Origin of the sequence: Halomonas sp. MMSF_3323 (assembly GCF_030733595.1) — a bacterium.
In the GTDB taxonomy this organism is placed as follows: Bacteria; Pseudomonadota; Gammaproteobacteria; order Pseudomonadales; family Halomonadaceae; genus Halomonas; species Halomonas litopenaei.
In genome coordinates, this window is record NZ_JASHIT010000055.1 from 1 (window position 1) to 21,191 (window position 21,191).

Annotated in this window: 13 protein-coding genes; 7 read left to right on the forward strand and 6 right to left on the reverse strand. The window is 63.7% G+C overall.

Features of this window, described 5'->3' with window-relative positions:
• The 3 genes from RBB39_RS20895 to RBB39_RS20905 form a co-directional block, all read left to right on the forward strand.
• A partial coding sequence (locus RBB39_RS20895; RefSeq protein WP_306169384.1) for a hypothetical protein occupies positions 1 to 267 on the forward strand: 267 nt, incomplete at its 5' end.
• 9 nt (positions 268 to 276) lie between these two features.
• The gene (locus RBB39_RS20900) at positions 277 to 2,823 is read left to right on the forward strand and encodes a glycosyltransferase (protein ID WP_253028494.1); all 2,547 of its coding nucleotides are present in this window, start codon (positions 277 to 279) and stop codon (positions 2,821 to 2,823) included.
• Between the two features lie 12 nt (positions 2,824 to 2,835).
• A complete protein-coding gene (locus RBB39_RS20905) occupies positions 2,836 to 3,888 on the forward strand; it encodes a glycosyltransferase (RefSeq protein ID WP_045992416.1) in 1,053 nt (350 codons plus the stop codon).
• 415 nt (positions 3,889 to 4,303) lie between these two features.
• On the opposite strand, the gene RBB39_RS20910 is transcribed toward RBB39_RS20905, so the two are convergent.
• From RBB39_RS20910 to RBB39_RS20935, 6 genes are all read right to left on the reverse strand, one after another.
• A complete protein-coding gene (locus RBB39_RS20910) occupies positions 4,304 to 5,647 on the reverse strand; it encodes an aminotransferase class I/II-fold pyridoxal phosphate-dependent enzyme (protein ID WP_045994844.1) in 1,344 nt (447 codons plus the stop codon).
• Positions 5,644 to 12,819 carry an SDR family NAD(P)-dependent oxidoreductase gene (locus RBB39_RS20915; protein ID WP_371931889.1) on the reverse strand — a complete coding sequence of 2,392 codons (7,176 nt, stop codon included), beginning with the start codon at positions 12,817 to 12,819 and terminating at the stop codon, positions 5,644 to 5,646. Before RBB39_RS20915 ends, RBB39_RS20910 begins: the two co-directional genes overlap by 4 nt.
• Positions 12,773 to 13,150, reverse strand: coding sequence for a beta-ketoacyl synthase N-terminal-like domain-containing protein (locus RBB39_RS20920; RefSeq protein WP_306169385.1), 378 nt, complete (start codon positions 13,148 to 13,150; stop codon positions 12,773 to 12,775). Before RBB39_RS20920 ends, RBB39_RS20915 begins: the two co-directional genes overlap by 47 nt.
• Positions 13,147 to 14,760: an LTA synthase family protein gene (locus RBB39_RS20925; protein ID WP_052704529.1), complete on the reverse strand. Its 1,614-nt coding sequence runs from the start codon at positions 14,758 to 14,760 to the stop codon at positions 13,147 to 13,149. The genes RBB39_RS20920 and RBB39_RS20925 overlap by 4 nt, the downstream gene beginning before the upstream one ends.
• Positions 14,761 to 14,863: 103 nt before the next feature.
• The gene (locus RBB39_RS20930; RefSeq protein WP_045994842.1) at positions 14,864 to 16,126 is read right to left on the reverse strand and encodes a capsule biosynthesis protein; all 1,263 of its coding nucleotides are present in this window, start codon (positions 16,124 to 16,126) and stop codon (positions 14,864 to 14,866) included.
• Between the two features lie 415 nt (positions 16,127 to 16,541).
• Positions 16,542 to 17,141, reverse strand: a complete 600-nt coding sequence (locus RBB39_RS20935) for a histidine phosphatase family protein (RefSeq protein ID WP_045994841.1) — start codon at positions 17,139 to 17,141, stop codon at positions 16,542 to 16,544.
• 359 nt (positions 17,142 to 17,500) lie between these two features.
• Here RBB39_RS20935 and phnD point away from each other — a divergent pair, with 359 nt between their 5' ends.
• From phnD to phnE (RBB39_RS20955), 4 genes are all read left to right on the forward strand, one after another.
• The gene (gene phnD / locus RBB39_RS20940; RefSeq protein ID WP_083970649.1) at positions 17,501 to 18,487 is read left to right on the forward strand and encodes a phosphate/phosphite/phosphonate ABC transporter substrate-binding protein; all 987 of its coding nucleotides are present in this window, start codon (positions 17,501 to 17,503) and stop codon (positions 18,485 to 18,487) included.
• 70 nt (positions 18,488 to 18,557) lie between these two features.
• Positions 18,558 to 19,343 (forward strand): phosphonate ABC transporter ATP-binding protein, encoded by a 786-nt coding sequence (phnC, locus tag RBB39_RS20945; protein ID WP_045994840.1) that lies wholly within the window; start codon positions 18,558 to 18,560, stop codon positions 19,341 to 19,343.
• Positions 19,343 to 20,140: a phosphonate ABC transporter, permease protein PhnE gene (gene phnE, locus RBB39_RS20950; RefSeq protein ID WP_045994839.1), complete on the forward strand. Its 798-nt coding sequence runs from the start codon at positions 19,343 to 19,345 to the stop codon at positions 20,138 to 20,140. The genes phnC and phnE (RBB39_RS20950) overlap by 1 nt, the downstream gene beginning before the upstream one ends.
• Positions 20,134 to 20,937 carry a phosphonate ABC transporter, permease protein PhnE gene (phnE, locus tag RBB39_RS20955; protein ID WP_045994838.1) on the forward strand — a complete coding sequence of 268 codons (804 nt, stop codon included), beginning with the start codon at positions 20,134 to 20,136 and terminating at the stop codon, positions 20,935 to 20,937. Before phnE (RBB39_RS20950) ends, phnE (RBB39_RS20955) begins: the two co-directional genes overlap by 7 nt.
• The last annotated feature ends 254 nt before the right edge of the window (positions 20,938 to 21,191 follow it).

Genomic DNA, 21,191 nt, shown 5'->3' on the forward strand with positions numbered 1-21,191 from the left:
GAGCGGGTGGGGGGGTGGGCCTGGTGGGAAGGTGGTGCTGATACCCCGGTGGACGTCGAAGTCTGGGTCAATGACGAACATCGCGACACTGTGTCGGCCACCCAGCTCCGTCCGTCCATGGCTCGCTTGAAGCTTCCCCGTGGCGGCTATGTCGGCTTCCAGCTGAAGGTGAATCTGTCTGCGGGTGACAGGGTCCAGTGTCGTGTTGCCGAGACCGGACAATGGTTCCCGCCGGGGCCGCGTCGAGTCGCTGTGGCCAGCAACTGAGCGGCGGGTATGGAAGGTGCCAATCGAGGTGGCGGAACACGGTCGTGGCTGAAAGGTCTTCTCGATCTGTGCCACCTGGTCGTTCAGCCTCAGCGACACTGGCAGCCTCATCATGGCCTGAGACAGCAGGCGAGTGGAGGGGACTGGGAGTGGGAGTCGCTGGATGAAGACCCCCAGTTCCTGCTGTGTCGGCACCTACCGTTGCCTGGCTGGCATATGGTGGAGCTGGACCTGGACCACGACCAGCATAGCGTTGCTGTCAGGCTTTACTTCGATACGGGGGAAGGCTTCAGTGAAGACGAGTCGTTGACCCTTCCGCTCAAGGGTGGACGTATTACCAAGCGGTTGATCTACGTGAAGCGGCGACTGCGCCGGTTGAGATTCGACCCGATGGAGTCGCCGGGATACTTTGCGATTCGCCACTTTCGCGTCGTCTGGCTCTCCCCCTGGTTCGCGCATGATCGCCTCAGCCAGCGTCTGGTCAATATGCACCATCGCTGGCGTGATGTGTCGAAGCAGGAAGTGCTGGGAGTGCTTCGCCACCGCGCCCTCCAGGACGGCACCTGTTGGCGTGACCTTGCCCTGTCGGACTACGAGGAAACGTTCGAACGATTCTGCTCGGGACGAAGCTATACGCAATGGCTGCGTGAGCGCGGATGGGATAAGAATTCGGATAGCAGTTCAGATAGCAGTTCGGATAGCAGTTCGGATAGCAGTTCGGATAGTAATTCGGATGATTGCGACAAGACCTCTATGGTCTCGGCGCTCGAAGGTGGGTGGCGTTCCAGGAATAGAAGAGCTGAGCTGGACGAGATTCGTGGTGGGCTTGACGGGTGGCGAGGCAAGGATGAACGCCGCCGTAGCCTGGCGCTCGAGCGTCGTTGTGCTGCTGCCGAGCGAGCTGCGCAGTCATGTGTGGACACCGCAGTTGAAGCCAGGACGGATACGTTCAGGCCGATTGTGTCGATCTTGCTGCCGGTACATGATCCTGCGCCGGAACATCTGAAAGACTGTCTCGAGTCTGTGCTTCGCCAGGACTATGATCATTGGCAACTCTGTATCGTTGATGACGCCTCCAGAAACCGCGAAGTCATAGCGTTGCTGGAGCAATTTGAGGCTCGCGATTCTCGAATAGTTCTGCGTCGCCAGAAAACTAATGGCCATGTCTGTGAGGCCTCCAACGCGGCCTTGAGCATGGCCGCTGGACCCTACGTGGCGCTACTGGACCATGATGACCTGCTGACTCCGTGTGCCTTGAGCTATGTCGCCGAGGCGCTGAGTCGCTCACCACGACCGGTGCTGGTGTACAGCGACGAAGACAAGGTGGATCAGCGTGGTGTACGCTGCGAACCTCACTTCAAGCCCTGCTTCAATCCTGATCTGCTGCTGGCCCAGAACTACATGGCGCACTTGAGTGTCTTCGACACCGCGCTGGTACGGCAACTGGGAGGCTTCCGCAAGGGGCTGGAGGGCAGCCAGGACCATGATCTGGCCCTGAGAGTCTGTGCCCACACAGAGCCTGATCGCATCGTCCATATTCCCAGGATTCTCTATCATTGGCGTGCCAGTCCCGGCTCCACGGCGATGACCAGCAACGCCAAGGATTATACGTCCCGTGCAGGGCTGCGAGCGGTCGCCGACCATCTGGCACGAAGCAGCCCCGGCGCCACCGTCGAGCTTGGGCGCCTGCCCAATACCTATCGTGTCCGCTGGCCTCTGCCGGATCCGCTCCCGCTGGTCAGCCTGATGATCCCTACGCGTGATCGTGTCGATCTGTTGGCACCATGCGTCGATGCGATCCTGTCTCGTACCCGCTATTCCAGGCTTGAGGTGCTGATCCTCGACAACGGGACGCGATGCGAGGAGACACTGGCTTATCTGGCCGAGATCGGCAAGGGAGACCCCCGGGTCAGGATTCTGGCCTGGAACCATCGCTTCAACTATTCCGGCATCAACAATTTCGGAGCCTATCACGCACGTGGTGATGTGCTCGGACTTATCAATAACGATATTGAACCCATCAACGAAGAGTGGCTCGAGGAAATGGTGCGGCACGTCGTGCGGCCGGACATCGGTTGTGTCGGCGCCAAGCTCTATTATCCCAACGATACCATCCAGCACGCCGGTGTCGTGTTGGGTATCGGGGGCGTTGCGGGCCACGCTCACAAGTATTTCAGCCGCCATGCCAACGGGTATTTTTCTCGCCTGGCGCTAGCGCAGAATTACTCTGCGGTGACCGGTGCCTGCTTGTTGATACGCAAGGCGCTCTATCGGCAGGTGGGCGGCCTCAACGCGCGAGATTTGCCGATCGCTTTCAATGATGTGGACCTGTGTCTAAAGGTTCGGGAGGCGGGTTATCGAAACGTATGGACGCCCGACGCCGAACTCTATCACCACGAATCCGAGTCGCGTGGTGCCGATGACAATGCCAGCAAGCGTGCCAGGGCCATCGGAGAGGTACTCTACATGCGCCACACCTGGGGTGAGCAGCTTGATCGGGATCCGGCCTACAACCCCAATCTGACGCTGGTTCACGAGGATTTTTCTCTGCGTTGAGAGGCGTTCACCATGGCCCGGGGTTCTGGCATTTGTGGTTCTCGCTGGCTGTTGCTGAGTGATGGGGCTCTGCCCACCGAGGACATCTACTTCATGGCGACGGCTGCGCCCTGGCTTCGCTATGCAGGTGCGACAGTGACTCGCCTTGATACCCGTCGGTGGGCGTCTCCTCTGCTGTGCTGGCCCTGGCTGGATCGCACCTTGGCCGGGGCACAGATCATCGTTTGTCGAAGCCTGTCCGAAGCCTGGATCGATCTGCTGGAGACGCGCCGAGCCCAGGTCGCCAGCGTACATTACCTGCTGGATGATGATCTTGATGCTGCCGCCAGGGATCCTGGCTTACCGACGGGCTATCGTGAGCGTATGGGGTGGGTGTCGCGCCGGATTATGCCCAGGCTGCTGGCCCTGGCCGACGAAGTCGTCGTACCAAACGAGGAGCTGGCGGCACGAATCAGGCCGCGCCACTCCCGGGTGGTGACGCTGGCACCTGCGCTGCTTTTTTCCCCGGAGATGGCCACCCCCGAGGCAACATCGACGGGATGGCGATTGGGTTACCACGGTACGCGGGCCCACCGGCGGGATCTGGAGCAAATCAGCTCGGCACTGGTCAGCGTTCTCGAGGCCCACTCCGGTTTGATGCTGGAAGTGGCAATGGGGCGCTACACTCCGCAATCCTTGCGTCAGCATGATCGTGTGGGCGCGCTCGCCCCCATGGCCTGGCATACCTATCTGAGGCACTTGAAAGGTTCGCGGTTGCATCTGGGGCTGGCTCCCTTGTGGCCGACAACGTTCAACACTGCCAAGTCCCATATCAAGTTTCTGGAGATTGCCGCCATGGGTGGTGTGGGTCTCTTCAGCAGACGTGCCCCCTACAGCAATATCGTGAGCGACGGAGAAGATGGACTGCTGGTCGATGATGATCCCGCGGATTGGCAGCGCTGCCTCGTCCGGTTGCTGGAGTCTCCGCGGGAAACCCATCGCATGGCCCAACGGGCGTTGGAAAAGGCCCGGGATATCGGCAGTGCGGCCCACCACCATGCCTTCTGGGGTGAGCGTCAGTGCTGAAACAGACAACAGTTTCCAAGGGAGCAGATGCTGTATAGACAACAGTGATTGGTGCTTCCTTCTCTCCTTCCTCCCCCCTTCCTTTCTAACCTCCTTCCTTCCTAACTTCCTTCCTTTCTTACTCTCTCTTTCTCTCTCTTCCTTATCTAGCCCTGCTTCCTGTTCTTTCATTGAAGTTTGGTACCTATCCCTATCCCTATTCCCTCTCCCCATCCTTGGCCGCCGCTCGCTATCCGCCTTGGAGGTTGGACTGCCTGCAAGGGAGTCTAGGCTCTGTCCGAAAAGTCGACGAGCGAAGGTTAGACAAGGCAAAAATCGGTGAGAAAGCACAGTTTACGGGGTGTAAATGAGCATTTTGATCCGATTTTTAACGCTGTATTACCGAGCGCAGGCACTTTTCAGACGAGCCGTAGCGTTAATCTGAGTTGATCAGCCTTTCCAGGGCCGACAGGGTCTGATCGATCTGGTCCGGCTGGTGCTCGCAGCTGACAAAGAAGCGCAGCCGAGCGCTACGTTCTGGCACTGCAGGGTGCAGGATGGGTTGCACATTGATACCCGCCGCCAGCAACGCATGGGACAGCTTGGCTGCCCTGGCGGAGCTGCCGAGAATAAGTGGCACGATGGCATGTCCCTCGCTGCTGCCGGTATTCAGCCCCAGGGACTGGATACCGTCCAGCAGACGTCGAGCGTTCTGCGTCAGCCTGGCGGTTCGCCAGGGTTCTTCCTGCAGCACTTGCAGAGCGCGGCGTGCTGGTGCGGCCAGTTGCGGTGCCAGCCCGACGCTGTAGAGAAACCCTGGCGCAAGGTAGCGCAGCGTATCCACCAGTGCTTGGCACCCGGCGATATAGCCTCCGCAGGAGGCAAGGGATTTGCTCAGGGTGCCCATCCAGATGTCCACATCTCCCGGAGCCACTCGGCAATGCTGGTGAAGACCTAACCCGGTTGTCCCCAGCACGCCAAGCGAGTGGGCTTCATCCACCATCAGCCAGCAGTGGTGCCTGCGCTTCACCTCGACGAAACGTGCCAGGTCCGGGGTGTCACCGTCCATGCTGTAGTGGCCTTCGATTACCACCAGTACGCGCTCGAAGCGATCGCGATGGTCGAACAGCAGACGATCCAGGGCTTGGGCATCGTTGTGGGGGAAACTCATGCGAGTGGCGCCGGATACGCTGGCGCCCACCACCACACTGTTGTGGATCAGGCTGTCGTGGATGATCAGGTCCCTGGTGCCCACCAGCATGGCGATGGTGGAGACATTGGTAGCGTGGCCGCTGACGAAGGCGAGCGCATCATCACTTTGGTAGCAGTGCGCCAGCTCACGCTCCAGGGCCCCGTGGAAGGGGCGTTCGCCGGCGACAATGCGACTGGCCGATACCGAGGTGCCGTAGTACTCGATCGCCTGATGGGTGGCGTCCAGGACACGTCGATCGCCGGCCAGGCCGAGATAGTCGTAGTTTGCAAAGTTGATGACGTCCTGATCGCCGAGTCGGCTGGTAGCCCCCGCCCTACGCTGATGACAGCGAAAGAAGGGGCTGGTGATACCGAGGGAGTCCCCTAGCGTCCTCATCATGGCGATGCGGCGATAGCCTTCGAGGCTGCGGAAGTCGGTGGTTGCGACGAGTGTTTCGGTCAGCGGGTAGTGCTCTGAGGTTGAAACAGCGCGGTCGATGGGCGTTGCCTGGGCATGACGAGCGCTGTCGATCGCCCTGGCCTGGTTGAGCAGGCGGTCTTTCAATGCCTTCCGGTCATCAGGATTCATGTCACCTCCCGTGCAGGAGCAGGAGGGGAGACTGCGTGGCGGTAGGCCAGCGCAGCGTGTTCGTCGGTTGCATCGAGCTCGGGGCTTTCCAGCAGGTCGCAGATCAACAGGGTGGTGCGATGCAGGGTCGCGGCGTCGGCGAGGGCCAATGCGGACACCTTCACGCCAAGCCGGGTCTCGATGGCCGATACCAGCTCGACGGCCATCAGCGAATCGAAGCCGAACTCGGAGAGCCGGCGCCCACTGTCGATGCGTTCCGGGTCCAGCATCAGGATGCTCGCCAACTGTCGACGCAGGATGGCTTCGACGGCCTTGCGGCGGGACGATTCATCGAGCGCCGATAGATCGAGGTCGTCGTTGCTACTTGCCTGGCGGTCCGCTTCACCGGAGTTCTGGCGCAACTCGATAAAGCGCCGCTGGATGAAGTCATGGTCGATGGCACCGATGACGGTGGCGTTGCTGACGCCTGTCGCGAGTGCCTGCTCCAGCGCGTCCAGCGCCTGCCCTGCGCTCAGCTGCCCACCTCCCATACGCTGGGACAGGGCCTGACGCTTGGTCTGGTGACGAGCCAGAAAGCCGGTGTCCTCGATGATGCCAAGGCTCAGGCAGGTGGCGGGTTTCCCCGCCTGACGGCGCCGCACGGCCAGCGCTTCCAGGCCCAGGTTGGCCGCCACATAGGCGGACTGCCCGGGGCTTCCGAACAGGGTGGTGGCCGAGGAGTAGAGCACAAAGTGCTGCAGGTCGTGATGGCGGGTCAGGCGGTCCAGCAGGATGGCGCCCAACAGCTTGGGGCCCAGTACCGCGTCTAGCTGCTCGCGAGTCAGCTGTCGCGCGAGGCCGTCTTCGATGACGGCGGCGGCGTGAATGACGCCACGCAGCGGTGGGCGCCGGGAACCGCACTCCTCGATCAGTCCAGCCAGCGCCTGCTCATCGGTGACGTCCAGCGCTGGCGCTTCTACCGTCGCGCCCTGTCTTTGCATGGCGGCGATAGCGGCACTGGCCTCCGGGCTGCTGACGCCCGAGCGACTCAGCAGCAGCAGATGGCGAGCGCCGCGCCTCACCAGTCGCTCTGCGCTGGCCAGGCCCAGGCCGGACAACCCACCGCTCACCAGGTAACAGCCTTCGGTATCCAGCGCCAGACAAGCCGGATTGGTAGAGCTATTGGTGGTGTTTCTCGGACCGCCATGCGGGTGCATGGTGGACCTGGAGGCCGAGCCTGTGCGGAGTGTGCCAGGAGAAGGACTGGCAGCGGCTGAAGGGTGCGTCACGATGATCTTGCCGATATGCCGCGCCTGCTGCATATGGCGGAAGGCCTCGACCACTCTGGTGGTCGTGAAGGTGGTATAGGGCAGGGCGCTGAAGGCGCCCTCGGCAAAGCGGTCCATGACCTGTCGGAACAGTTGTCGGGCGAGCGCGGGACGATGTGACAGCAGTTGATCGGAGTCGATGCCGAAGTAGCTCAGGTTGTGACGGAAGGGGCGCAGCCCCATCGGGGTATCCTGGTAGAAGTCTCGCTTGCCAAGCTCGAGAAAGCGCCCGAAAGGCGCCAGCACACGCAGGTTCTGGTGGATGGCGTCGCCGGACAGGGAGTTGAGCACCACATCGACACCCTGGCCATCGGTGTCTGCGAGGATCTGTTCGGCGAAGGCCAGGCTGCGTGAGTCGTAGCAGCGCTCGGCACCCAGCAGGGTCAGCAGATCACGCTTGTGCGGGCTGCCGGCGGTCGCCAGCACTTCAGCCCCTCGCCACCGGGCCAACTGTACGGCAGCCAGACCGACACCGCCGGCAGCGCCGTGTATCAGCACCCGTTCCCCGGGCGATAGCCGAGCCAGATGCTCGAGGCTGTACCAGGCGGTGAGAAACGCCGTGGGCAACCCGGCAGCGGCCACAGGGTCGAGACCTGACGGCACCCTGGCCAGCGAGTCTGCGTCGACCACCAGGTGGTTAGAGAAACAGGCCGACCCCAGCCCGACCACCGGGTCACCAATATCGAACTGGGTGACCCCTTCGCCCAGCGCCTCGACGATACCGGAGAACTCGAGCCCCAGGGTGGCGCCGGAAAAGCCCTGCTCGAGCGCCTCATCGGTGAGCACGCCGAGAGCATACATGACGTCACGAAAGTTCAGACCCGTGGCCAGGACCCTTACTCGGATCTGGTCCTTGGCGAGCGTCGACCGTGCCGGGTGGGCTCGCCACTGCAGGCGCGAGAGCTGACCGGGATGAGCGATTTCCAGGGTCACCCTGGACGCTATTCGGTCTGGCGTGGGGGGTGGTGTGAGCGCTGGCGGTGTGTCGGCGACAGGACGCACGCGCAGTGCCCGGCGATGTCCGTGGTGGTCGATGACCACCTCATCCTCGCCATCGTCGTGATGCAGATCCTGCGCCAAGGCCACCAACGCCGCTTCTCCCGAGGCCAGGTCGACCAGCCGCACACGGGTATTCGGAAGTTCGTTGTCGAGGGCGCGACAGCCCCCCCACAAGCCAGCCTGGTACAGGTCGATATCGGGGGTATCAGCGCCGAACAGCGCGGCGACATCGCGAGTCACCACGACCAGCGTCCCGTGGCGATCCGCCAATGTCCTTGCCCAGTCACCCAGTCGCTCAAGGGCGTCCAGGCCCGCCTGGTGGGTCTCGAGGTCACCGCCTGTCTGCCGAGAGGGTACGGCGGCTCTCAGGTCGACAACTTGCGGGGCGATGACTTTCCGGGCACTCGGCGCTTGCTGCGCGTTCGAGGCGCGCGCTGAGGTGACCTCCGCAAACGAGGACGGGGCGGCAAGCGTCAACTCGAGATCATCGTATGTTACGCAGTGGGCAGCACCCGAGGGCATGTGTTGCACAAGCCGCTCACCCAGAGCACGACTGGCAGCATCCACCACCAGCAAGGTGGCTGCGTCGCGCTGTGCAAGAGGCTCGGCCGAACCGGTCTCGGTGGTGGGGCGAGCGCTTGCCGAGGGCACGGCACTCAGCAGAGTCGGAAGATGGGAGGCCTCTGTCGGGGTGCGCGCCTCGACGCTGAACCCGGCCTCGCTCAGGTGGCGGCAGATCGCCTCGACAGTGGCCGGTCTGGCGTCAGGACGCAGGGAGCCCAGCGCTCGCCACCAACCTGTAGGGGGCAGGACCAGTATCAGCAGTTGCCCGTGCGGAGCCAGGCGCGTCGTGGCCTTGTCGATTGCCTCGATGCTGACTTCGAGATCCGTCGGTGTGCTCACCACCCAGGCCAGCTGGGCGCCGGGGGCGGTAAGGAAGGGGGGCAGCGATGCGGCACCGTTGGACGCTTCGATCAGCGGTTGGGTGCGTTGGCGGCAGCCATCATCTGGGGGCAGGACGTCCACCATGAGACGATCGGGGTCCAGTTTCTGGCTCAACGCCTCGCCCAACCGAGGCGCCGCGCATCCTGCCTCGACCAGATGCAGCCGTTGTGCCGAGGGTAGCGTCGACAGGATCCGGGAAACGCTGGCGAGAACCTCGTCGTGCAGGGCCTGCCACAACGCTTCCGGGATCAGCGAAGCGGCGTCGAGGGGCATCCCTTCGATGTGCTCGATCGAGCCCTCCAGCAGGCCGGGAAGATGCAGGCCAAAACGCCCGAGTGAGCCAAGCAGAGGGAACTGCCGAGGGTACTCCGCCAGCAGCAGCCGCCAGATATCGACCGCCGCAGAAGACGCTTGCACCTCCGAGGAGGTCACTGTCGCGCCTGTCGGGTACTGAGCCAGAAGTCGACGGTAGAGTTCACTATTGCCCAGGCCGTCGCCTTCGATATCGGGCCGAGCGGCGACGAAGGCCTCCTCGAGCCAGGCAACGTTGAGACGCTCGAACAGCAGGCTGAGCTCCTCGAGGTCACGCCCCACTGGGCCTGACATGATGCCGGCAAGGGCATTGGCCAGTCGCCTGCCTTCTTCGCCCAAGGGGGTAGGTACCAGTGGCGCCGGGGTCAGGCGGGTGGTCAGCCACTCGGTGGACGAGGAGGTTGGCAGGGCCAGTGGCGTTGTCGCGAAGCGGACCTCCTCGAGGGCAGCAACGCAACGATGCTTGCGGTACAGCCAAAGGTCGGCGGTGAAGGAGTGTGGTGAGCGTCGCGTAATGACGGCGCGGGCGTGGGTCGGTCGACCGGCGTCCTTGTCGAACTGCATGCGCGACAGGCGCACGGGCAGGTAGCCCTGCGTCGGCGGCGTCTGAGCGTTGTTCATCAGTGGCAGGCACAGTTGCAGGGCGCCATCCAGCAGACCGGGTGGCAACCACCAGCAAGGAGTGTCTTCACTGACGGTGAACTCGCCGATGGCTTCATCGTCCTGGCACCAGATCCGGCCCAGGCTACGGTACTCGCCGCGGTAGTCGAGCCCCATCGACCTGGCGAGCGCCAGGTGGGCGTCGCTGTTTATGCAGGCCTTTTTATCCAGCCAGGTCTCGCCATCCAGGTGCTCCTCACTGGCCGGCACAAGCGGAGGGGCCGAACGCAGCAGACTGCCCTGGCAGGCAGGGGCCAGGCGGGCGCTGAGGTGTAACTGCCAGGCGGCTGCCGGGTCGAGGTCGCGTACCGTCAACTGAACACGCCCCTGATCGGCCAGGGTGAGCCGCGCCAGCTTGCCCACAGAGGCGTCCAGTACCAGTGGCGCCAGGATCTCCAGATCGTTGATTTCGAAGGTGGTGTCTGGCGACGAAGTGATGGCGGCAGCCAGTACCATCTCGACGTGCGCCGCTGCGGCCAGCACCGGTGTCTCCCCGACCCGGTGGTCCGCGAGAGCGGGCTGCGTGGCAACACTCAGACGCTGGATCCACGTCGACTCGTCCGGGGCCTGGCGAGCCCCCAGCAGGGGATGTTCGTCACGCTGCTCCAGCGGGTTGTGACCCAGGCCACTCGGGCGGGTCCAGTGGTGGCGACGTTGCCAGGGGTAGGCGGGGAGTTCGATGGGGGCAAGGGGCCGTTCGAACCAGGGGGAAAAGCCATCCAGGGCTCCACTGAGCCACAGACGCGCCCGTGCTTCGGTGAGTTCGTCCAGGGCCCGGCCCTGGCGTGTCAGGGTAGCGATATGCAGGACCTGATGCCCCCGCAGGCGACACTGCTCCTCGATGTATCGCTTCAACAATGGATGGGCGCCGATTTCCACCAGCACCAAGTCACCGCGATCGATCAGCGACTCGATGGCCTGGCGAAAGCGCACAGGCGCCCGCAGGTTTTGCCACCAGTAGTCAGCGCCGAGGGGGCGGTGGGTCTCGCCACCCTCGACGGTGGAGATCATCGGCAAGCGTGGAATTGATCCGTCCAGATCGGCAAGCGCCTCGAGCAGCGGGGTCTTCAAGCCATCCAGCAGTGGGCTGTGGAATGGGTAGTCCAACGCCAGGCGAAGGTATCGATGGCCCGCGGCCCGCAAGGCGTCTTCCAGTTCGGCCAGCGCCGGCAACGGTCCCGCCAGCGTGACATTCCCTTCGCTGTTGTCCCCGGCCAGGGAAATCTCGGCGAAGCGTGGCTGTGCGAGCCAGGTGGCGATGGTGTCAGCGGAGCAGGACACCGCGGTCATGCCTCCCTGATGACGGATCTTGCCCTGCAGGCGGCTGCGGTGGGCAATCACGGTCACCGCTTCAGCCAGTGATAGTGCGCCGCAGGCCCAGCCCGCCGCGACCTCACCGACGCTGTGACCGACCACCGCGGTGGGCGTGATCCCCGCCTCGTCAAGCCAGGCGGTGATCCCGACCTGAATCGCAAATAGCGCCGGTTGGGCCACCACGGTGTCTTCGAGCAGGGCCGGATCATCGCTGCTGGCCAGTACCTCGAGCAACGAGAAGCCGGCGATGGGCAGGAAGTGCTCATCCACCCGCGCGACGGTATCGGCGAAGGTGGGACTGGTCGAGAGCAGGTCACGCCCCATGCCAAACCATTGGCACCCATTGCCGGTGTAGACGAATACCGGCCCCTGGGGCGCATCCAGGCGTCGCTGGCGCCACACCCTGGGGGCGCTGCTGTGGGGAGCGGTCGTCGTGTCCTTCAGCGAGTCCAGGGCCGCCTTGGCCTCGTCATGGTCCCGCACCAGGGTCAGCGCCTGTTCGTCAAGGCGCTCGCGGTGGTGAACCAGGGTCCAGGTCAGGGCATCGAGGGCTGGCTGGTGCGTCTCGAGGTGGTCGCTTAGCCGACTTGCCAGTGCAGCCAGCGCTTCCTCGTCGTGGGCCGAGACAAGCAGCGGTAGCGGCTGCTCGAAAGAGACTCGTGGCGTCGGTCGCGATCGCACCAGTGACGGTGGCGGCGGCGTGGTCAGCACTACGTGGGCGTTGGCCCCCCCGAAACCGAAGCTGTTGATACCGACGGTCAAGGGGCCGCTTTCGGGGAGCGTCCGCGGTGTCAGCACCACGTCCACATTGGCCTCGTCGAGGTGCAGCTCAGGATTGAGGCGATCGACACCGATGGTGGCGGGGACGAAGCGCTGGGTCAGGCAACCCAGCGCCTTGTAGAGTCCGGCGATGCCGGCCGCTGTCTCCAGGTGGCCGATGTTGCTCTTGACCGAGCCGATCGGCAATGGGTGGTGACGATGTCGCCCAAGGGCCTGGCCGATGGCGGTGACTTCGATGGGATCTCCGACGGCGGTGCCGGTCCCATGGGCTTCCAGGTAGTCCAGTCCGTCGGGATCGATCCCCGCCCGGGCGTAGACCTCGGTCAACAGTTGGGCCTGAGCCTGAGCGCTGGGTACCGTGAGTCCTGACTTGTGTCCGTCGGTATTGGTGCCGCTGGCGGCGACTTCGGCGAGGATGGGGTCGCCGTCCGCGAGCGCCTGATCGAGCGCCTTGAGCACGAAGATGCCGGCCCCTTCCGAGCGCACGTAGCCGTCCGCGTCTTCGCTGAACACGCGACAACGGCCTCGCGGCGACAGCATGCCGGCCTTGGAGAAGGCGACGAAGCCGAAGGGATGCAGGTGCAGGCTGACGCCGCCGGTCAGGGCGGTGTCGCATTCACCGGCGCGAATGGCCTGACAGGCCTGATGAAAGGCTACCAGGGAAGACGAGCAGGCCGTGTCGATGGCCATGCTGGGTCCCTTGAGATCGAACACGTAAGACAACCGATTGGCGGCGATGCTGAAGGTGTTGCCGGTGGCGAACAGATTGCCCAGAGAGGCCAGGTCGGCGGTATGCCGATAGGCGAAGTCAGGACTGGAGATGCCGATATAGACCCCGCAGCGGCTGCCGCGCAGGCGCGAGGGGGGGGACGCCCGCGTGCTCGAGCGCTTCCCAGGTCAGCTCCAGCAGCAGGCGCTGCTGGGGATCCATGGTCGCCGCTTCCCTGGGAGAAATTCCGAAGAAGTCGGCGTCGAAGCCGCCGATGTCGCCGAGTGATCCGGCGGCGAAGGTCACGCTGGTACCGGGCGAACGACGGTCGGGATGATAGAACCGGCGCCAGTCCCAGCGCGATGCATGCACCTCTGTGACCAGATCCCGCCCCGCCAGCAGGCTCTGCCACAGGGTTTCTCCGGGGACTCCAGGAAAGCGGGTAGCGTTTCCGATGATGGCGACGCGCCTGGTCATAGCGGTTCCTTGCAATGGCGGTGGAGGGAGCGCCCGAGGGAGCCTGTGGCGACGGTCGTGGTCTGGCACCCGATGGAGTGGAGCAGTGCTTCGGCCAGTTGCGACAGGTCGGACGGTGGCTCCGGCCGTCGTGTGGTCTGGGGGCGGTTGCTCCAGATCATGAACGGCGTTGTTCCATTGGGCTCTCCGTGCCAGCGATAGCTGGGAGACAGGATAGGGACGTGGTCGCCATAGGCGCACAACAGGCCCGGGCGCGATTGCCTGGTGAGGGTCGCCGCCAGGGCGCCGAGCATGGCGTCGGTATTGGCCAGGTGATGGAGATAGATATCGAGTTCGTGGGTCACGGCCATGGGGCGCGAGGCGTCGGCAGCGAGCCAGCGCAGTGGATCGGGCGCTGGCTCCAGCAGAAAGGGGCCATGGCTTTCCATGGTGATCACGAACACCATCAGTGGGCGCGGGTCTGGATCATCCAGGGCTTGTGTGACGCGCCTGGCGAGCTCGACGTCGGCGATGAAGGGGCCATCTCGACGGCAATGCCTGAAGCTTTCGATGTCTTCGAATGCCTGAAATCCCAGCCGAGGCATGACCTGGTCGCGCTGGTAGAAGTCACCGGGGTAGGGGTGCAGCACCAGTGTGCGGTAACCCAGGTGGGCGCAGGCACTGGCCAGACTGGGAACCGGCTGGCGGGACAGCTGACGATAGGGATTGAAGCGATGCATGCCCAGAGCATCCTCGTCCAGCCCGCACAGAAAGGCCGTTTCGCTGCGTATGGTGTTGGCGCCCCAGGCTGGCACCTTGAGGTAGCCGTGGGTGATGGACTGCTCGTTCAGGCGATCCCAGTGGGCGAGCACATCCCGGGGTATCTGGTCGTACCAGGGGCGTGGATCGAAGAACGACTCGCCCTGGACAATCACCAGGTGTGGCAGTGACTCCTGGGCGACTGGTGATGGCGGTTGGCGCAGGAGCGCTGGAGCCTGGGTGGTGTCGATGGGGGTACCGGGGAAGCGAGCGTAGGCCCAGAAGCAGCTCCACAGTCCCAGGTGCTGGTGATCTCGGCACGGAACCAGGGTGGCAGCCGGGAGGCGCCGCAAGCCAAGCCCCAGAGTAATGGCTGGACCCAGTGCCAGGCCGCCCAGCAGCAGCGCCATGGAGGATAGGGAGAGCTGATCCAGCAGCCAGGGTTCGAGGAAGACGAAGACCGACACCGCCATCAGGGCGGCGAGGCTGGCACCCAGGGCCAGGCCGATACCGAAGAACGGCAGGTAGAGCCTTGGATGTCGGATGGCATCGAGAAAGTACTCGAAGTCCTGCACCAGGAAGGGCTCCTTCAGGCTCTGCCACTTCGCCTGATGGCTGCGCTGCACCACCCATTGCAGGGTAAGCACCGTGGCCAGGGCCAGCGCACCTCGTTGCAGCACCGCTACGGCTAGTACGTAGCACAGCCCCCAGGTGCCCGCATGGACCAGCCAGGGGGCCAGGGGGCGGTCGCGCCAGTTGCCCAGGCCTCGACAGCCTATGGCGTCTATGGCGAAGCTGAGTCCCGTGCCGAGGGGGAGTCCCAGTACGCACAGGATGAACGCCAGGTCTCGGGACGCGATCCACGTCAGCATCGGCGGTCAGAAAGAAGCGGGCCAGCGAGCCGAGCAGCTACGACGTGCCGCGAGTCGGCCCCTGAAGCCGCCAAAGCCGTATCTGGCACGGGAAAAACAAGGGTCAGGCGGCGGCGGGCAGGCATGACAGTAACTCCTCCAGGGGAGAGCGTTCGGCGACGAGCCGCCTGGCGCTGTGGTGCACACCGAGGCGAATACCGAGGCGGCAGTAGAAGCTGCCGTTGAGCTGAACGGTTCGCAGCAGGGTGGTCCTGAGCGCCTGATACAGGGCGGCGTTCGGTGCCGGTGGATCGTGCCAGAAGCCCGCGGGGACCCGTTGCCGGCCTGTCGCCAGTCCGGGCATGGTGTAAATGGCTTCGCCCAGGGTCAGCAACGGACAGCCGTGCTCCAGGGCCACGAAACCGGAAGTACTGTTGACGGTGATGGCGCCAGTGGCGCTCGGCAGGAGGTGATTGAGGTCACCGCCCTCGATGAACAGTACCCGCCGGTCGATACCCAACTCCCGAGCCAGTCGGCGAGCGCGACGATGGTGTGCGCTGAGGCCGGGGTCGAGAGGGTGGTTCTTGATCAACAGACGTGTCCGGGCCGGCGCGTCACGAGCAAAGGACGTCATGGTTTCTTCGAGTACCCGGGCCATGTCGGGAAAGGGCGAGTGGCAGCGGATCTGGGCGTCGCTGTCCAGTTGCAGCAACAACACGAAGTAGGGCGCTGGCGCCGAAAGAAATGCCTTGATGCGGTTAGCTTCAAAGCCAGCCAGCAGGCGTTTGCGCGTCAGTTGCTGCGTATAGGCGGCGTACTCTCGGGGAGCGCTGACCGGGGCGTGGCCGCGATAGCCCGGGAACAGCAGAGGGTTAAGGACGCCTGCCAGATGGTAGATCACGTCGTGGGTGGCACGGGTCAAGAAGGGACTGATGCAAGGAACGGGAGGCTCTGCCGGCCCGAGACAATGGGCGGCCTCGAAGACCCAGGCCGGGTCCCTGGGAAAACGGGAACATCCGTTGACACCCTGGGGCTCCAGGGTGATCCAGTGGGGACGCAGGTAGCCTTCCTCGAATACATGGACCCGCAGCCATTGACGCTCTGCGGCCTGAACAGCGAGCCGATGCAGAGGGCGCTGGTCGCCGAAGACCACCAGGTCGGAGATTCCCCGTTGACCGAGAAAGTCATCGATCAGTTCGCCAAAGCCTGCGGCGTCGCCACGGTAGCGTTGGCCCCCGAGGCGCCAACGATAGAGCAGGTCTCCACCACACAGGTCGAGCACATGAACACCGTGTCCCTGGTCAGCAAGGGTGCGAGCCAGTTGCGTGAAGAAGGGAGAGCATGGCCCCTGAAGCAGCAGAAACTGACGCGCCTTGAACGGGCCCATGTTCAGACCTCGCGCTCATGCACAAGAGACGCCGGGCGTCGACTCAGGAAAAGAAATGAAGATGCCATCATGCGGACGGGTGGGCTCCTGTGGCAATGAGGAGCATGGGGAATGATCGTTCTCAAGCACCGCTCAAGATCATTTGCCAAGCATTAGTTGAATGGGTCTTTCAGGGGTTACGAGGAACATAGCACGTGCCCCGCCGAGTCCGGCTGACGAACTTCGCAGCGTCGAGCCGGGAAAATGGAAAACTTGCCCACAGTCATTACCGGTGGCATGTAGCGGCACAGCGCCACGGTTCATGGGGGGAGCGGCGGCTTGTCAATAGCCTATCCACAGCGGGTGGAGAACTTTTCCACCGAGTTGTTCACAGCCCTGACAGGGGCGGCTGCAAGAAAGGGGCTGCGAGCGGTAATCAGCGAGCGAAGATCAGCGGCCGGACATCTGCCGGTGCCAGCGGTGGTTGGCTTCGATGCTCGCTCAAGGGTTCACCGCAGGCTGCCGTCAGCAGGATCTGCAGGGGGTCACCATGGCCGACCAGCAGGATGGTGGCATCGTCGAAGCGCTGTTCCAGCGAGATGATCAGGTCGATGAGTCGGCGGGCGACGTCGCTGACGCTTTCGACGCCGTGGGTGCGGTGTTCGGCATTCTCGCTATCCATTGCCCAGACGTCCGCGTAGGCCGGGTCCGGCCCCTGGTCGTAGTCACCGAAGAAGCGCTCTCGCAGGCGCGGTTCAGGGTGTGGGGTGACGTTGAAGTGTTGCCCGACCAGCGCTGCGGTTTCGGTGGTGCGCAGAAAGTCCGAATGGAAGACCTGGTCAGGCGCGGCCAGGTGCCAGCCGGTCAGCCGTTCGTGCAGCTGTTCCTGCCCCTTGGGCGAAAGACCGTAGCCTTCGAGCCCCTGCTCGGGGGAGGAAACGATCAGGCCCATGGCGTTGGCCTGGCTATGGCCGTGGCGCATCAGCAGGTAGTGATTGCGGCAGCGTGGAAAGTCGTTGGCCTCAACGTTTGACATAAAAGTGTCACCTCCTAGATTGAACTCAACGATGTTTGTTTTCGAACATCGCTGCGTCGCTGGCGCTCGTCTTCGCACTTGGCAGAGCCTTCAGCGTAACGCGGGAAGCCTTCAGCCCATGTGGTAGAGCCTTCAGCGTAACGCGGGAAGCCTTCAGCCCATGTGGCAGAGCCTTCAGCCCATGTGGTAGAGCCTTCAGCGTAACGAGTGAAGCCTTCAGCCCATCTGACAGAGCCTTCCCCAAGTCGCCAGTCGTCGACCGCCAGGCTGTCCGCTGCCGCCGGGACCCGCGATGTCGGCTCGACAGGCCGGGGTCGATTCCCACCCTATAACAAGACTCAGCATAGGTGAGCCACGCCATGACACAACGCTCAAGCCGGGGACGCCAGGTCCTCAACGCAGGTCTCCTGCTCACTTTCGGCGCTGTTGCATCCGTCGCTGTCGCCGAGGATTGCCCCCGAGGTGATCTGGATGCGCTGTACTGCGACCGCAATGGCGATCTGGTGGCCGACCCGCCCGCCAATCAGGACGAACTGGTCGACCCCGACACCCTCATCTTCGCCTACACCCCGGTGGAAGACCCCGCCATCTATGCCGATATCTGGGAGCCCTTCATCGATCACCTCCGGGAGGTGACGGGCAAGGACGTTCGTTTCTTCGCGGTCCAGTCGAACTCGGCCCAGGTCGAGGCCATGCGCAGCGGGCGTTTGCATATTGCAGGTTTTTCCACCGGCCCCACGCCCTTCGCCGTCAACCTGGCCGGCGCCGTTCCCTTTGCCTTGATGGGCTCCGACGACGGACGCTTCGGCTATACCCTGCAGGTCTACACCCAGGCCGATTCGGATATCCAGTCGCTGTCCGACCTGGCCGGCAAGCGGGTCGCCCACACCTCACCCACCTCGAACTCGGGCAATCAGGCGCCGCGTGCGCTGTTCCCCGAGGAAGGCGTGGTGCCGGACGAGGACTACGAGGTGGTGTATTCCGGCAGTCACGACCAGTCGATGCTGGGCGTGGTAGCGGGTGACTACGACGCTGCACCGGTGGCGTCCGAGGTGGTGGAGCGCATGGCCGCACGGGGGCTGTATGACGAAGACAGCGTGCGCATGATCTTCGAGTCCCAGCCCTTCCCCACCACCTCCTATACCTACGCCCATGACCTGGCGCCGGATCTGGTCGAGCGCATCGAGGAAGCCTTCTTCAGCTTCGATTTCGCCGGTACCGCGCTGGGTGAGGAATTCGAAGGCGTCGAGAAGTTCATCCCGATCACCTACCAGGACCAGTGGGAGGTCATTCGCACCATCCAGGCCTCGAACGGCGTCAGCTACACCGCCGACAATCTGGAGTGACGACAGGGTATCCCAGGGACAGGAGGGCCGGCGCATGGCGCTCGGCCTTCCCGGGGAACGAGGACGTGCAATGCTCGAGATTAGCCAGCTGGTCAAGCGCTATGGCCACGATGACCCCGTGCTCAAGGGGCTGGATCTGCGCGTGGAAGGCAACTCCGTGGTGTCCATCGTGGGGGCGTCCGGGGCGGGCAAGAGCACCTTGCTCCGCTGCATCAATCGGCTGATCGAACCCACCTCGGGGTCGATCAGGCTCAACGGCCAGGAGCTGTCCAGCCTCAAGGGCGCACCACTGCGCCAGGCCAGGCGGCGCATCGGCATGGTCTTCCAGGGCTTCAACCTGATCGACCGCTTGACGGTGATGGAGAATGTGCTGGCCGGTCGGCTTGGCTACGTCGGCTTCTTTCAGGCATGGCGGCGGCGCTTCCCGCCGGAGGATATCGAACGCGCCTTCCACCTGATGGAGCGAGTGGGCATCGCCCAGTACGCCAACAAGCGCGCGGACGAACTGTCCGGCGGCGAACGCCAGCGCGTCGGGGTCGTCCGAGCCTTGATGCAGGAGCCGGACATTCTGCTGGCCGACGAGCCGACCGCCTCGCTGGACCCCGTCACCAGCGAGCAGATCATGAAGCTGATGAGAGCCCTGGCCAGCGAGCTGTCATTGCCGGTGCTGATCAACATTCACAATGTGGCCCAGGCCAGGGCCTACACCGAGCGTATCGTCGGCTTGCGCCACGGTCGCATGATCTTCGATGGCACGCCGGAGCGCTTTGATGCCGCAGCGCTGGAGGAGATCTACGGTGGCATCGAGGCCCCGGACGAGACCTCCGCATCGACCGTCGCGGAAGGGGAACGCTGATGGTCAACGACAAGGCTCGGACCTGGCGCAAGCCGCCCTTTATCGCCAGTCCTGTGGTGCGCCTGCTGCTGGCGCTGGGCGTGTTGGGTTACCTGGGCTGGGCGCTGGCCACCCTGCCGTTCGACTGGGAGCGGATCAGCGATGGGCTGCCGCGGGCCGCGCGCATCTTCGGCGGCGGCTTTCCGCCCAGTTTCGAGCGCTTCGAACTGCTGCTGACCGGCTTCAAGGAAAGCTTCCAGATTGCCCTGCTGGCGACTCTGCTGGGGGTGGCACTGTCGATCCCCTTTGCGGTGATGGCGGCGCGCAATATCGCCCCGCGTCCGGTCTATCTGGTGGGGCGAGCGGTGATCATCGTGTCGCGCAGTTTTCACCCGGTCATCGTGGCGATTCTGTTCGTCAAGGCGGTGGGGTTCGGACCCCTGGCCGGGATCCTGACCCTGACGCTTTATTCCATCGGCTTTGTCGGAAAACTGCTGGCCGAAGAGATCGAGGAGATCGACTGGGGGCAGGTGGAGGCCATGCGGTCGGTCGGTGCAGGGTTCATGTCCACGTTGCTGTACGCCGTCTTCCCCCAGATCCTGCCACGCCAGCTGGGGCTTTCCATGTATCAGCTGGACAGCAATCTGCGCGCCTCGGCGGTGGTCGGTATCGTCGGCGCCGGTGGTATCGGTGGCACCCTGATGAACGCCTTCGGGCGCTACGACTATGACTTTGCCTTCGCCATCCTGCTGGTGATCATCGCGGTGATTCTGGTCAGTGAGGGCATCAGTGGCTGGGTCAGGAGACGACTATGGTAGCGACGCCGACAGAACAACGGGTATGGCAGCGCTACAGCCGACGGGAGCGCTGGACGCGCTTCGTGCTGCTGTTGCTGGTCGTGGCGGTGTTGAGCTGGGCGGCCAGGGATGTCGATATCTTCTGGCCCTGGGTGTGGGATGCGCCTGCCCAGATCTACAGCCTGGCCGACCGCATGTGGCCACCCGACCCGCGGCGCCTCGGCGAGATTGTCGAGGCATTGGTCGAGACCGTCCATATCGCCACCCTGGCCACGTTCTCGACGATCTTTGTGGCCCTGCCCGTCGCCTACCTGGCGGCCCAGAACACCACGCCCAATCGTGCCTGCCTGTGGTTTGCCCGTTTCGTGCTGGTGGCCAGTCGTTCGGTCAATACCATCATCTGGGCGCTGCTGTTCGTGGCGATCTTCGGCCCCGGCGTGCTGGCGGGCATCCTCGCGATCATGTGTCGCTCCATCGGTTTCGTCGGCAAGCTGATGGGCGAGGCCATCGAGGAAATCGACCGACGGCCGGTCGAAGCGATGGAAGCGGTGGGCGCCAGTCGGCCCAAGGTCATCCTCTACGCGGTGGTGCCTCAGGTCGTTCCGGCCTTCTTTGCCGTGATCATCCTGCGCTGGGACATCAATATTCGCGAGTCCACCGTGCTGGGGCTGGTCGGGGCCGGCGGTATCGGCGTTATCCTCCAGGGGGCCATCGACACCTTTGCCTGGCCGACGGTGGCCACCATTCTCTGTGGCATCGTCATTCTGGTGTTGCTGGGAGAGGTGTTGACCGGATGGTTGAGAAGCCGGGTGCTTTAGGGCTTGTCTGAAAAGTGCCTGCGCTCGGTAATACGGCGTTAAAAATCGGCTGGTGCGCCAGCCCGGTCAAAATGCTCATTTACACCCCGTAAACTGCGCTTTCTCACCGATTTTTGCCTTGTCTAACCTTCGCTCGTCGACTTTTCGGACAGCGCCTAGGCTCGTACGACGGAAGGATGTACGAATCTGTGCGATTACCGGCATGAACCGTTGATGCTTGCGACTTAGTACTAACGTTCTGTTTTCTGGGACAG